Below are 13,501 nucleotides of genomic sequence, written 5' to 3' on the forward strand. Positions count from 1 at the left end.
TTCCAGTGGTCGTTGCAACACCGCCTGGTTTTCAGGTGGTGAGTAGATCACGTAGACGCTCGGCTGGAGTACTCCAGCCGAGCGTCTTGCGTGGGCGGCCGTTGAGTTCCTGGGCGACGTGTTCGAGGTCTTCGGGGCTGTGGACGCTGAGGTCGGTGCCTTTGGGGAAGTACTGGCGCAGGAGTCCGTTGGTGTTCTCGTTCGAGCCGCGTTGCCAGGGTGAGGCGGGGTCGCAGAAGTAGACGGGCATGCCGGTGGCCATGGTGAACTGCTTGTGGCGTGCCATCTCGCTGCCCTGGTCCCAGGTGAGGGAGCCGCGCAGGTGTGCGGGCAGGGTCTGGATCGTGGCGACGAGGCCGTCGCGCACGGTTTCGGCGTCGTGGGCTCCGCCCGGCAGGTGGACCAGCATCGTGTAGCGGGTGCTTCGCTCGACCAGCGTGGCAATCGCGGAGCGGCTGTTGGCGCCGATGATCAGGTCGCCTTCCCAGTGGCCGGGCACGGCCCGGTCCTCGACGGCGGCAGGGCGGTCGCTGATCATCACCATCGGGTCGATGAACCGTGGGGTGCGCCGCTGAGGGTCCCGGCGTGGTTTGCGGCGGGTCCGGCCGGAGCGGACGGCGGCCTGGACTTCCCGTTTCAGGCCGCCGCGGGCCTGGAAATACAGCGCCTGGTAGATCGTCTCCACACTCACCCGCATGCTCCGGTCGTCGGGATACTCCTTGCCCAGAGCGTGACAGATCTGCTCCGGCGACCAGCGCCCGCGCAGTCCGTCCTGGACGAAGCGTCGCAGCCGGCCCTCGCGCAGCAGCTTGCGGTCCTTGGGGCGGGGTCTGCGCGTGGCGGCCGCCCGGTGGGCAGCGTAGGGCTGATAGCCCTCAAGGCCCGAGTTCGCGTCGGTCTCCCGCTTGACCGTGCTCGCCGGCCGCCCCAGGGCCCGTCCGATCGCCCGCAGCGACTGCCCCGCCGCGCGGAGATCGCGGATCTTCTCGCGCTCGGCGAGCGTCAGGAACCGTGGGTGAATCTGCTTCTCCAGGGCCTTCAGGCCCACCGGCGTTGTGGTCACGCCACCCATCGTGAGGGTCCCGGTGGTGTAGTCGACACGGCGACCGTCGGCGTAGGTGCGTGTGGTGCCGCTCTTCTTGACGCCCCAGTCCCAGTCCTTGGCCGTGCGCTCGTTCACGTCGACCTGCCGGGCCGCTGCCCGGCGTGCGACTCCGGCGGCCCGAAGCCGCTCGTACTCGTCGCGCCGAGGATGCCGCTGCGACAGGCGCACCGACCCGCGTCCGGCCTTCCGGGCCCAGCCGAAGGCCGTGTTGCGGTTCACGCCCAGCTCACGCGCCACCACGGTCACGCTCCCCACGACATCCAGCCGCGCAAGGAAACGTGCCTTCAACCCTGCAAGATCACCACGCTCAACGCCCACGGTCCCCGCAACTCCCACAGATCATGGGTGTTGCGAGGACCGTTAGAACCCAAGATGTCTGCGGGGCCCTTCGACGTACGGCGTACTGCTACGGCTGTTCCGCGAGGACCGCTTCGGCGTCGACGGTCGCGCCGACGGCCTGGATCACCGCGGCGATCTTGAAGGCCTCCTGGACGGTGTCACGCTCGACACCGGCCTTGCGCAGGACCTGCTCGTGCGAGTCGAGGCACTGGCCGCAGCCGTTGATCGCGGAGACGGCGAGCGACCACAGCTCGAAGTCGACCTTCTCCACGCCCGGGTTGCCGATGACGTTCATCCGCAGACCGGCGCGCATCGTCCCGTACTCCGGGTCGGAGAGGAGGTGACGCGTGCGGTAGAAGACGTTGTTCATCGCCATGATGGCCGCGGCCGACTTGGCGGCCGTGTACGCCTCGGGGGAGAGGTTGGCCTTGGCCTCCGGCTCCAGCTCGCGGAGCACCTTCGGCGAGCGCGAGGCGATCGCGCAGGCCAGCACGGTGCCCCAGAGCTGCTGCTTCGGGAGGTCACTGTTGCCGATGACCGAACCCAGGTTCAGGCGGAGGTCCTTGGCGTAGTCCGGTACGGCGGACTTGAGGTCGTCGAGGGACATCGCGGTCACTCGCCCGACAGGAGCGCGACCGGGTCAAGGGTGTTCTCGCCCTTGGTCCAGTTGCACGGGCACAGCTCGTCGGTCTGCAGGGCGTCGAGAACCCGGAGGACTTCCTTGGGGTTACGGCCCACGCTGCCGGCGGTCACCATCGTGAACTGGATCTCGTTGTTCGGGTCGACGATGAAGACGGCGCGCTGCGCGAAGCCGTCCTCGCCCTCGATGCCGAGGTCACGCATGAGCTCGTGCTTCGAGTCGGCCAGCATCGGGAAGGGCAGATCCGTCAGGTCCGGGTGGTCCTTGCGCCAGGCGTGGTGCACGAACTCGGAGTCACCGGAGAAGCCGAGGATCTGCGCGTCGCGGTCAGCGAACTCCTCGTTCAGCTTGCCGAACGCGGCGATCTCGGTGGGGCAGACGAAGGTGAAGTCCTTGGGCCACGCGAAGACCACACGCCACTTGCCCTCGTAGGACTTGTGGTTGATCTGCTCGAACTCCTGGCCGGTCTCCAGAGAGACACAAGCAGTGAGGTCGTACGTGGGGAACTTGTCACCAACAGTGAGCACGCGCTCTCCTTGCAGCGAAGGAAATCCCGTTTGGGCGATTTCCTGGGGTGTGGACGGATCCCTAGAGTGACATAGGAGGCATTGATCGCGGAAATAGCTAGACTTGCTCGACCTGATCGGAGGTGCCTATCAGTGGCTACCGTACATAGGGGCAAACAGCCCAGTCTGTCGCAGCTGCGGGCGTTCGTGGCCGTGGCCGAGCATCTGCACTTCCGCGACGCCGCCGCCGCGATCGGGACCAGCCAGCCGGCTCTGTCCGGGGCCGTCTCGGCGCTGGAGGAGACGCTGGGCGTGCAGCTCGTCGAGCGTACGACGCGCAAAGTGCTGCTCTCCCCGGCGGGCGAGCGGCTCGCGGTGCGGGCCAGGGCGGTGCTCGACGCGGTCGGGGAGCTGCTTGAGGAGGCCGAGGCGGTGCGGGCCCCCTTCACCGGGGTCCTCAGGCTCGGGGTGATCCCGACGGTGGCGCCGTATCTGCTGCCGACGGTGCTCGGGCTCGTGCACGAGCGCTATCCGGAGCTGGATCTCCAGGTGCACGAGGAGCAGACGTCCTCACTCCTGGAGGGGCTGGCGGCCGGCCGGCTCGATCTGCTGCTGCTCGCGGTGCCGCTCGGGATGCCGGGTGTGACCGAACTACCGCTGTTCGACGAGGACTTCGTGCTGGTCACGCCCAAGGACCACTGGCTGGGCGGGCGTTCGGACATTCCCCGCAGCGCACTGGGTGAGCTGCATCTGCTGCTGCTCGACGAGGGGCACTGCCTGCGCGACCAGGCGCTCGACATCTGCCGTGAGGCGGGCCGGGTGGACGGCGCACCCGTGACGACCACCGCCGCCGGCCTCTCCACGCTGGTCCAACTCGTCGCGGGCGGCCTCGGCGTGACATTGCTGCCGCGCACGGCGGTACGGGTCGAGACCGACCGCAACGACCAACTGGTCACCGGGTACTTCGCCGACCCGGCGCCCTCGCGCCGGGTCGCGCTGGCGATGCGGTCGGGGGCGGCGCGCCAGGGCGAGTTCGAGGCGTTCGCGCAGGCGCTGCGGGGGGCGATGGCGGGGCTTCCGGTGCGGGTGGTGGGAAGCGGGTAGGTGGCCGCGCCTCGTCGGCCGGTCCGGCGTTCGATGACACGGCCGCAGGGCGCCCGGGACAGGCCCCGGGGGCCTGTCCCGGGGCCGGGAAGCGGCGGAGCGGGGAACAGGTCCGCCGGAGCCCCGCCCCGCCCTACCCCGTCGGTGGCCCCGGCTTCTGCTCCGCGTCCCCGGCCGCACCCGGCGACCGGGGCGGCCGCGGGGGCCTGCCCCGGCGGCGGATCGGGGACGCGGCGCCCGGGAGGCGGCCGGTGTCCGCGAGTGATCGGCGCAGCAGGAACTCGATCTGCGCGTTCGCGCTGCGCAGCTCCTCCGACGCCCAGCGCGCCAGCGCGTCGTACACCGCCGGATCCAGCCGCAGCAGCACCTGCTTGCGCGGCTGCGGTCGAGGGCGCGGCTGCGGATCCGTCACTGGTAGAGCGTGCCGGTGTTGAGGACCGGCTGAACGGCCCGGTCACCGCACAGCACCACCATCAGATTGCTCACCATCGACGCCTTGCGCTCGGGGTCGAGCTCGACGATGTCCTGTTCGGTGATCCGGGTGAGGGCCATCTCGACCATCCCCACCGCGCCCTCGACGATCAGCTTGCGGGCCGCGACGACCGCCCCCGCCTGCTGCCGCTGGAGCATCGCCGAGGCGATCTCGGGCGCGTACGCGAGGTGGGTGAACCGGGACTCGATGATGTGCACCCCGGCCGCCTCCACGCGCGCGTGCAGCTCGATCGCGAGCTTCTCGGTGATCTCCTCCGCGTTGCCCCGCAGCGACAGGCCGTCCTCGTCGTGCGCGTCGTACGGGTACTCGATCGCGATGTGCCGCACCGCCGCCTCGGTCTGGGTCGCGACGAACTCCAGGAAGTCGTCGACCTCGAACGTCGCCTGCGCGGTGTCCTCGACCTTCCAGACCACCACCGCGGCGAGCTCGATCGGGTTGCCGTAGGCGTCGTTGACCTTCAGGACCGCGGTCTCGTGGTTCCTGATACGCGTGGAGACCTTGGAGCGGGTGGTCAGCGGGTTGACCCAGCGCAGCCCGTCGGTGCGGATCGTGCCCCGGTAGCGGCCGAAGAGCTGGACCACGCGGGCCTCGCCCGGCGCGACCATGTTGAGCCCGGCCATCGCGAAGCAGGCGCCGATCGCGACCAGCGCGCCGACGGCGATCAGCGTGGCCTTGATGCCGGTCGCGGTAACGGGGACGGCGGCGGCGACGAGTCCGGCGCCGACGAGCAGACCGAGCAGGCCGAGCAGCAGGGCGAGACCGCCCGCGATGCTGCGCGCGGCGAACTCGCGGACCCGTGGTGCGGGCATGTCGGGCAGGTCGGTGGGGGTGTCTGTGCTGGTGATGGGCATGGTTGATCCCCGTTTCGCTGACGCGTGCGTACCGTCGAAACTTTCTAGCAAAGTGATATCACATTAGGGCTTGTCGTAAACCTGTACGAGCCGTCTCGCAACCCTGGGCCCCTCTCGTGAGTCGGTTCCTGAGAGATGGGTGCTGATTGTCACGTCCGGAAAAGACCGGATCGGGCGCCCTTTGTCCGTAGGTGCGGTGTTAGCTTTCTGAGCTGATATCAGGGGGCTCAATGAGCGGAGCGACGGAGTAATGGGCCGAGCAGAAGCCAGACAGGACCGGAAGCGCGGTGCGCGCCGGGCCAAGAAGAAGGCGGGAGGTATACGTCGCTTCTTCACGTTCAAGAAGCTGCTCGGTACCTTCTTCGGCCTGTGCCTGCTCGCCATGGCGGCCTTCGTGGCGCTCTACATGTACGTGCCCGTGCCCGCGGCCAACGCCCAGGCCGAGATGCAGAGCAACGTCTACAAGTACAGCAACGGCAAGATCATGGCCCGTACGGGCAAGATCAACCGGGAGATCGTCGGCCTCGACCGGATCCCCAAGGAGGTCCAGTCGACCTTCGTCGCCGCCGAGAACAAGGGCTTCTACAAGGACTCCGGCGTCGACTTCCGCGGCACCGCCCGCGGCCTGCTCAACACCCTCACCGGCAAGGGCAAGCAGGGCGGCTCGACGATCACTCAGCAGTACGTGAAGAACTACTACCTCGATCAGGACCAGACGATCACCCGCAAGCTCAAGGAGCTGGTGATCTCGATCAAGGTGGACCGGAAGCGGGGCAAGGACGAGATCCTCGCCGGGTACATCAACACCAGCTACTACGGCCGCGGCGCCTACGGCATCCAGGCCGCGGCCCAGGCGTACTACGGCGTCGACGCCGAGAAGCTCAGCGTCCAGCAGGGCGCCTATCTCGCCGCGCTGCTCCAGGCCCCCAGCCAGTACGACTGGGCGACGGCGGGCCCGGTCAGCAAGAAGCTGGTCCAGGAGCGCTGGAACTACGTACTCGACAACATGGTCGAGATGGGTGAGCTGGACCGGGGCAAGCGCTCCGGCCTGACGTTCCCCAAGCCACAGCAGCCCAAGGGCGCCCCCGGCCAGGAGGGCCAGAAGGGGTACATGATCCAGGCCGCGAAGGCCGAGCTGCGCAAGCAGGGCGTCAGCGAGGCGGAGATCGACGCGGGCGGCTGGAACATCACCCTGAACATCGACGAGAAGCGGCAGAAGCAGCTGGAGCAGGCGGTCAAGCAGCAGCTGGACTCCAAGCTCGACCGCAAGAAGAACAAGGTCGACGCGACGCTGCAGGCCGGGGCGACCTCGGTGGATCCCAAGACCGGCCGGGTGGTCGCGCTCTACGGCGGCCAGGACGCCACCCAGCACTGGATATCCAACGCCACCCGCTCCGACTACCAGCCGGCCTCGACATTCAAGCCGGTCGTTTTCGCCTCCGCCCTGGAGAACGACGCCAAGACCCAGGACGGCACACCGATCACGCCCAACACGATCTACGACGGCACGAGCAAGCGCCCGGTGAAGGGCAGCGCCACCGCGTTCGCCCCGCAGAACGAGAACGACGAGTCCTACGGCCGCATCCCGGTCCAGAAAGCCATGAACAGCTCCGTCAACTCGGTCTTCGCGCAGATGATCGTCGACGTGGGGCCGGACGAGGTCAAGGACACCGCGATGGAGATGGGCATGGAGGACAAGGGCGGCTTCGACGAGCGCCCCGCCATGTCCCTCGGTGTGATGGGCGCCAGCACGATGGACATGGCCGGTGTCTACGCGACGCTCGACAACCACGGCAAGAGGGTCCTGCCGTCCATCGTGAAGTCCGCGGAGCACAAGGACCGCGAGGGCGGCAAGGTCGAGCTGCCCGACCCGATCGGCAGCCAGGTGATCAGCCGCTCGACGGCCGACAGCGTGACCAAGGTGCTCACCGGGGTCGTGCGCGGCGGCACCGCCCACGAGGCCAACTCCAGCGCCTACAGGGCGGCGGGCAAGACCGGTACGTCGGAGCTGAACAAATCCGCCTGGTTCGTCGGCTACACCCCGGAGCTGAGCACCGCGGTCGCCCTCTTCGGTGAGTCCGCCGACGGCGGCAAGCAGGTCACGCTGACCGGCACGGCCAACTCGGGCCGCGCCAACGGCGGCGGCTTCCCCGCCAAGATCTGGGCGGACTACACGCTCGGCGCCCTGAACGGCGGCTCCGACGCCGACTTCGACCTGAAGATCGACCTCGACGACACGTACAGCCCGCCGCCGACCGACCCCCCGGCGCCGCCGACGAAGCCGAGCCCGTCGCCGTCGACCCCGAGCAGTCCGCCGCCGACCAAGCCGAGCCCGTCGCCGTCGACCCCGAGCAGTCCGCCGCCGACGAAGCCGAGCTCGCCGCCGCCGTCGCCGTCGCCGAGCGGAACGCCGAGCCCCGGCCCCACGACGTCCGGTCCACCGCCGCCCGATGCGGGTGACGAGGACGACGAACCCGGCCTGCCCGGGTTCTAGAGCGGCAGACGCGGCTGTGCGGCGGCCACCCGAGGGTGTCCGCCGCACAGCCGCGTACGGGATCAGACGGTGCCGTTCACCTTGGTGGCGATACGGTCACCGAGGCCCTTGTCGACGTTGCGCCAGTACTGCAGCGCACGGTCGAGCACCGTCCGGCTCACGCCGTCCAGCAGGTGCCCCGAGATGTTGGACACCAGCCTGTCGCGCGCGGCGTCGTCCAGGACCTCGCGCACCATCGTGCCCGGCTGGCCCCAGTCGTCGTCCTCGCTGCGCAGCGTGTACGCGTGGTGCACCATCTCGCCCGACGTCGCCCAGCCGGCCGGCTCGCCGAAGCGCGCGGTGTCGGCCGCGGGCCCGCCGTAGGAGTTCGGCGCGTACACCGCTCCCGTGCGCGACGGCTCGTACCGCATCGGTCCGTCCTTCGCGTACGAGTTGACCGGCGAACGCGGCCGGTTCGGCGGCAGCTGCAGGTAGTTCGGGCCGATCCGGTACCGATGGGTGTCCGGGTACGAGAAGAGCCGACCGAGCAGCATCTTGTCCGGGGACGGGCCGATGCCCGGCACCAGGTTCGAGGGCTCGAAGGAGGCCTGTTCGATGTGGACGAAGAAGTCCTCCGGATTCTCGTTGAGGGTCATCCGTCCGACATCGATCAGCGGGTAGTCGCCCTGCGGCCACACCTTGGTGAGGTCGAAGGGGTTGAAGCGGTAGTCGGGGGCGTCGTCGAACGGCATGATCTGGACCTTCAGGCTCCAGCTCGGCGCGTTGCCCGATTTGATCGAGTCGAACAGGTCCCGGCGGTGGTAGTCGCCGTCACTGCCCGCGAGGGCGTCGCCCTCGTCCTGGGTGAGGAACTCGATGCCCTGGTCGGTCTTGAAGTGGTACTTCACCCAGAACCGCTCGCCGCCGGCGTTGACCCACAGATAGGTGTGGGAGCTGTAACCGTTCATGTGGCGGTACGTCTTGGGGATGCCGCGGTCGCCCATCAGCCACGTCACCTGGTGCGCGGACTCGGGGGACAGCGTCCAGAAATCCCACTGCATGTCGTGGTCGCGCACCCCGCTGTCCGGGCGGCGCTTCTGGGAGCGGATGAAGTCCTGGAACTTCATCGGATCACGTACGAAGAAGACGGGGGTGTTGTTCCCGACGAGGTCGTAGTTGCCGTGCTCCGTGTAGAACTTCAGCGCGAAGCCGCGTGGGTCGCGCCAGGTGTCGGGCGAACCCTGCTCGCCCGCGACCGTCGAGAAGCGGGCCAGCATGTCAGTCCGTTTGCCCGGCTGGAACAGGTCCGCCTTGGTGAACTGGCTTACATCGTTGGTGACTTCGAAGAAGCCGTACGCGCCCGATCCCTTGGCGTGGACCACCCGCTCGGGCACCCGTTCGCGGTTGAACTGGGCCATTTTCTCGATGAGGTAGTGGTCCTGCAGCAGGATCGGTCCGTCGGGCCCGATGGTGAGCGAGTGTTCGTCGCTCTCCACCGGGATCCCGGCGTTGTTGGTCGTGTACGGGGCCTTGGGTGCCTCGGTCACGAGCGTCCTCCCGTGGTGAGGGATGGGGGGTTCAGGTCGCTTCGTCCACCACAGCAGTCAACTCCGCCGACGCGCTGTCGGCAACACTTGGACACGGTCCAATTTTGGCCTACGTATGAGTGGCCAGTTCGAACCAGACCACTTTGCCGGACGAGAGCCGGGTCGCACCCCACCGTTTGGCCAGCCGGTTCACCAGGAAAAGCCCGCGTCCGCCCTCGTCCGTGTCGCGTGCCTTGCGCTGCCTCGGCAGCTGCGGGGAGTCGTCGCCGACCTCGCAGCGCAGCACGTCCGTGCGCAGCAGCCGCAGGGTCACCGGGCGCTCCGCGTACCGCACGGCATTCGTCACCACCTCGCTGACCAGCAGCTCCATCGAGTCGGACAGCTCCTCCATGCCCCATCGGGTGAGCGCCCTGCGGGCCAGCCGGCGGGCCCGGCCCGGGGCCTGCTCCTCCGGTTCCAGGAACCAGTACGCGACATCGCTCGGCGCGATCCCGTCGAAGCGGGCGGCGAGCAGCGCGATGTCGTCGTCCCGGTCGCCGGGGCCGAGCATGTCGAGCACCTCGTCGCACAGGGCTTCCAGGGGCGGCGGGTGGTCCGGGCCGGTGAGCTGGGCGGTCGCGGCCAGCCGCTCGCGCAGCTGCTCGATGCCGGTCCACACGTCCCGCAGCCGCGACTCGACCAGGCCGTCGGTGTACAGCAGCAGCGTGGCACCGGCCGGGGCGTCCAGCTCGACGGCCTCGAAGTCGACGCCGCCGACCCCGATGGGCGCGCCGGGCGGCACCCGCAGCACCTCGGCGCGGCCACCCAGGTGCAGCAGGACGGGCGGCGGATGCCCCGCGTTGGCGATGGTGATCCGGTGCGACACCGGGTCGTACACGGCGTACAGGCAGGTCGCCATGCGGTCGGTGCCCAGGCGCTGCGCCTGCTCGTCGAGGTGGTGCAGCACCTCCTGCGGCGGCAGGTCGAGACCGGCCAGCGTCTGGGCCGTGGTGCGCAGCTGGCCCATGATCGCCGCGAGGTCATGGAGTGCCCCATGACATCGCCGACGACCAGCGCGACCCGGCTGCCGGGCAGCGGGATCGCGTCGTACCAGTCGCCGCCCACCCGGGCCGTCTCGGCGGCCGGCAGATAGCGCGAGGCGAGCCTGACGCCGGTCGGCTGGGGGAGCGAGTCGGGCAGCATGGTGCGCTGCAGCTCGTCGGCGATGTACGCCTCGCGGCCGTACAGCACGGCCTTGTCGATGCCGAGCGCCGTGTGGGTCGCGAGCTGGGCGGCCACCAGGAGGTCGTTGGCCTCGAAGGCGGGCCGCTCGGGGCGCCGCAGGAAGACCGCGGCGCCGATCACCCGGCGCCGGCCGCGCAGCGGGGCGAGGATCGCGCGCCGCCCGTCCGGGATGGCGATGGCGTCCCCGAGGAGCTCGGGCAGCGCCGCCAGCGCGGCGGAGGAGTCACCGAACACCGGCCGCACGCCGCGCAGCACCTCGGCGAGCGCACCACCGCTGCGCACCTCGCGCAGCTGCGGCGCGGGCAGTGGCTCCGCCTGGACGTCCAGCTCCGCCGCTCCGTCGTCGGCCAGCCGCAGCCGGTCGGTACGGCGCAGGCGCAGCATGAACGGTACGGCGGGCCGCTCGTCACCGACCGGCAGCGGATCGCGCAGATACACGAGGATCGCGTCGGAGAAGGTCGGCACCGATGCCCGGCACAGGCCGAGCACGATCTCGTCGAGATCTATACCGCGGGCGATGCGGCGGGTGGCCGCGCCCACGAACCGCAGCCGGTCGCCCTCACTCCTCGCCACGCCCGCGGAATCGGGCGTCGCCGCGGGATCGGAGAGCTCCGCGCTCGGCGCGGGTTTCTGCGGGGGGACGGGGGTGGGGGAGGCGGCGGGTCCCGGGGCCGCTCCCTGGGCCGGGGCGGACATTCCCTCCTGTCGCGGCCGGGTGCGCTCGTGCTGACCGGCGGCCAGGGGCCGCCGGCCTTCGTGCGAGGTGGACTGGTGCTCCGTCACGCGTGGGGTTCCGTCCGTCCAGGGAGCTTGTGCGATGCAATCGCTTTGTGTGGCGATATACCCGCTCTGCGGGCGGCGTCGACAGGACGGCGGGCCGCGAGCGTCGCAGACTCACTTCCGGGCACGGCTCCACCCCCTGTGGTGACATACGGTCAAGTCTTGCTCCACGCCCTCGGTTTGCCGGGGGCGCAGCCTTGCGGAGGACGATCCTACGTTTGAACCATGGGGGCGCATCAAGGGTCTCACGACGCCATGTGCGCCGGAGTGCGGTCCCAGTCATCAGGCAATTTGGGGACAGTCCACCTCGGATCAGGACGCCAGTCCTCCCAGCCGTCCCGAAACGGTGTTCCCCACTCGGCGATGACCCCGGCCGCCGCGTGCCCCGCCTCCCGTACGCGCCGGACCTGCTCCGTGTTCAGCAGCCCGGCCCGCCGGGCCTCGGCGAACTCGTCCTCGTCCAGCCAGTGCCAGCCGCGGTCGGGGTACACCGAGATGTCCAGGAAGTGGTCCTGTGAATCGACGCCGCCGGACCAGCGGGTCCTGGGTTCCTCAAGATTCACGTACCAGGACTTGAAGCGCCAGTCCTGCTCCCAGAACAGCCACACCGACCAGGGGTCGCCGGGCCGCGCCAGTTTGAGCACGCCCGTGCCGAACCAGCGCGAGGTGACCGTGGTGCGCGGAGTGGTGTACCGGGTCGCGAGCGGTTCCTCGTGCACCGGTGTCCCGTTCGCGAGCACCGGTTTCACACACTGCGTGCCGGGGGCCATCCACACCGCGAGAAGCTCGTCGGTGTCCTGGACGACGGTGACGGGACGGCAGATGTGGATCTGCTCGGTGGCATTGCCGCGGTAGCGCCAGAGGATGTGGTCCCCCGGCGCCCAACGCGCCCTACCTGCCGTATCTCTCATGAGCAGATCTTAGGAGTACGTGTACAGAGCCGCTGCTACCCGGGTCGGCCCGTCGTCGCCCCACCACCGTCCCGCCCGCCGTCCGGCGGGGTCCGGGCGGCTGTTACGGATGCGTCATGCGCAGCACGTCCAGCGCCTCGTCCAACTGCTCCACCGTCAGGTCGCCCCGCTCGATGTACCCCGAGTCCAAGACCACTTCGCGGATCGTCCTGCGCTGGGCGAGGGACTTCTTGACGACCTTCGCCGCCTCCTCGTACCCGATGTACTTGTTGAGCGGGGTGACGACGGACGGGGACGACTCCGCGTACTCACGGGCCCGTTCGACGTTCGCGGTGATGCCGTCGACCGTGCGGTCCGCGAGCAGCCGGGACGCGTTGGCGAGCAGCCGCACCGACTCCAGGAGGTTCTTGGCCATCACCGGGAGCATCACATTGAGCTCGAAGTTGCCCGCGGCGCCGGCCGTCGCGACCGTCACATCGTTTCCGGTCACCTGGGCCGCGACCATCAGCACGGCCTCCGGAATGACCGGATTGACCTTGCCGGGCATGATGGATGAGCCCGGCTGGAGGTCGGGAAGGCTGATCTCGGCCAATCCTGTGCGCGGGCCGCTGGCCATCCAGCGCAGGTCGTTGGAGATCTTCGTGAGGGAGACCGCGACAGTGCGGAGCTGCCCGGACGTCTCGACGAGGCCGTCGCGCGCGCCCTGCGCCTCGAAGTGGTCGCGGGCCTCGGTGAGCGGCAGCCCGGTGGCGCGGGCGACCTCGGCGATCACGGCGGCGGAGAAGCCCGGCGGGGTGTTGATGCCGGTGCCGACCGCGGTGCCGCCGAGGGGCAGTTCGGCCAGCCTGGGCAGCGACGCCTTCAGGCGCTCCACGCCGTACCTGATCTGCGCGGCATAGCCGCCGAACTCCTGGCCCAGTGTGACCGGGGTGGCGTCCATCAGGTGCGTACGGCCGGACTTGACGACCTGCGCGAACTCGGCGGACTTGCGCTCCAGCGCCTCCGCGAGGTGGTCCAGCGCGGGGATCAGGTCGCCCGTCACGGCGGCGGTCGCCGCGATGTGGATGGAGGACGGGAAGACGTCGTTCGAGGACTGCGACGCGTTCACATGGTCGTTGGGGTGGACGGGGCTGCCGAGCCGTTCGGTGGCGAGCGTGGCGACGACCTCGTTCATGTTCATGTTGGAGGACGTGCCGGAGCCGGTCTGGAAGACGTCGACCGGGAAGTGCTCGTCCCAGCGGCCGTCGGCGACCTCGCCGGCGGCGGCCACGACGGCCTCGGCGATGTCCTTGTCGATCACCCCGAGCTCCGCGTTGACCTGGGCCGCGGCGGCCTTGATCCGGGCCAGTGCCTCGATGTGGGCCCGCTCCAGGCGTTGCCCGGAGATCGGGAAGTTCTGCACGGCGCGCTGGGTCTGGGCCCGCCACTTGGCGTGCGCGGGCACCCGCACCTCGCCCATCGAGTCGTGCTCGACCCGGTAGTCGTCGTGGTCGTCGGTCGTCATCAGTGGTACCTCCTGCAAAAGTTG

The 13,501-nt window shown here is 69.5% G+C and carries 10 protein-coding genes and 1 pseudogene; 2 read left to right on the forward strand and 9 right to left on the reverse strand.

Annotated features, from left to right (window positions below; translation table 11 throughout):
• Nucleotides 1-31 precede the first annotated feature (31 nt).
• The 3 genes from ACLLJJ_RS25545 to ACLLJJ_RS25555 all read right to left on the reverse strand — a co-directional run bounded on the left by ACLLJJ_RS25545 (nt 32) and on the right by ACLLJJ_RS25555 (nt 2,611).
• Nucleotides 32-1,267 (reverse strand): IS30 family transposase, encoded by a 1,236-nt coding sequence (locus ACLLJJ_RS25545; protein WP_434600404.1) that lies wholly within the window; start codon nt 1,265-1,267, stop codon nt 32-34.
• 244 nt (nt 1,268-1,511) lie between these two features.
• The gene (locus tag ACLLJJ_RS25550; RefSeq protein ID WP_434600522.1) at nt 1,512-2,051 is read right to left on the reverse strand and encodes an alkyl hydroperoxide reductase; all 540 of its coding nucleotides are present in this window, start codon (nt 2,049-2,051) and stop codon (nt 1,512-1,514) included.
• 5 nt (nt 2,052-2,056) lie between these two features.
• Nucleotides 2,057-2,611 carry a peroxiredoxin gene (locus ACLLJJ_RS25555; protein WP_283522331.1) on the reverse strand — a complete coding sequence of 185 codons (555 nt, stop codon included), beginning with the start codon at nt 2,609-2,611 and terminating at the stop codon, nt 2,057-2,059.
• Nucleotides 2,612-2,743: 132 nt separating this feature from the next.
• Between ACLLJJ_RS25555 and ACLLJJ_RS25560 the strand changes: the two genes are divergently transcribed.
• The gene (locus ACLLJJ_RS25560; RefSeq protein ID WP_434595752.1) at nt 2,744-3,694 is read left to right on the forward strand and encodes a LysR substrate-binding domain-containing protein; all 951 of its coding nucleotides are present in this window, start codon (nt 2,744-2,746) and stop codon (nt 3,692-3,694) included.
• 133 nt (nt 3,695-3,827) lie between these two features.
• Here ACLLJJ_RS25560 and ACLLJJ_RS25565 read toward each other — a convergent pair whose 3' ends face one another.
• Nucleotides 3,828-4,106: a hypothetical protein gene (locus tag ACLLJJ_RS25565; protein WP_434595754.1), complete on the reverse strand. Its 279-nt coding sequence runs from the start codon at nt 4,104-4,106 to the stop codon at nt 3,828-3,830.
• Nucleotides 4,103-5,038, reverse strand: coding sequence for an SPFH domain-containing protein (locus ACLLJJ_RS25570; RefSeq protein WP_434595756.1), 936 nt, complete (start codon nt 5,036-5,038; stop codon nt 4,103-4,105). The genes ACLLJJ_RS25565 and ACLLJJ_RS25570 overlap by 4 nt, the downstream gene beginning before the upstream one ends.
• Before the next feature lie 250 nt (nt 5,039-5,288).
• Between ACLLJJ_RS25570 and ACLLJJ_RS25575 the strand changes: the two genes are divergently transcribed.
• A complete protein-coding gene (locus ACLLJJ_RS25575; RefSeq protein WP_434595757.1) occupies nt 5,289-7,532 on the forward strand; it encodes a transglycosylase domain-containing protein in 2,244 nt (747 codons plus the stop codon).
• Between the two features lie 62 nt (nt 7,533-7,594).
• Here the strand turns inward: ACLLJJ_RS25575 and ACLLJJ_RS25580 are convergent, their stop codons facing one another.
• From ACLLJJ_RS25580 to ACLLJJ_RS25595, 4 genes and pseudogenes are all read right to left on the reverse strand, one after another.
• Nucleotides 7,595-9,058: a catalase gene (locus ACLLJJ_RS25580; RefSeq protein ID WP_434595759.1), complete on the reverse strand. Its 1,464-nt coding sequence runs from the start codon at nt 9,056-9,058 to the stop codon at nt 7,595-7,597.
• A gap of 109 nt (nt 9,059-9,167) precedes the next feature.
• A pseudogene (locus ACLLJJ_RS25585) lies at nt 9,168-11,065 on the reverse strand (SpoIIE family protein phosphatase).
• Nucleotides 11,066-11,307: 242 nt separating this feature from the next.
• Nucleotides 11,308-11,973: a cytidylyl-2-hydroxypropylphosphonate hydrolase gene (gene fomD, locus ACLLJJ_RS25590; RefSeq protein ID WP_434595761.1), complete on the reverse strand. Its 666-nt coding sequence runs from the start codon at nt 11,971-11,973 to the stop codon at nt 11,308-11,310.
• A gap of 103 nt (nt 11,974-12,076) precedes the next feature.
• Nucleotides 12,077-13,477 carry a class II fumarate hydratase gene (locus ACLLJJ_RS25595; protein WP_434595763.1) on the reverse strand — a complete coding sequence of 467 codons (1,401 nt, stop codon included), beginning with the start codon at nt 13,475-13,477 and terminating at the stop codon, nt 12,077-12,079.
• Nucleotides 13,478-13,501 lie beyond the last annotated feature (24 nt).

It is taken from the genome of Streptomyces sp. A5-4 (assembly GCF_051131715.1).
Classification (GTDB): Bacteria; Actinomycetota; Actinomycetes; order Streptomycetales; family Streptomycetaceae; genus Streptomyces.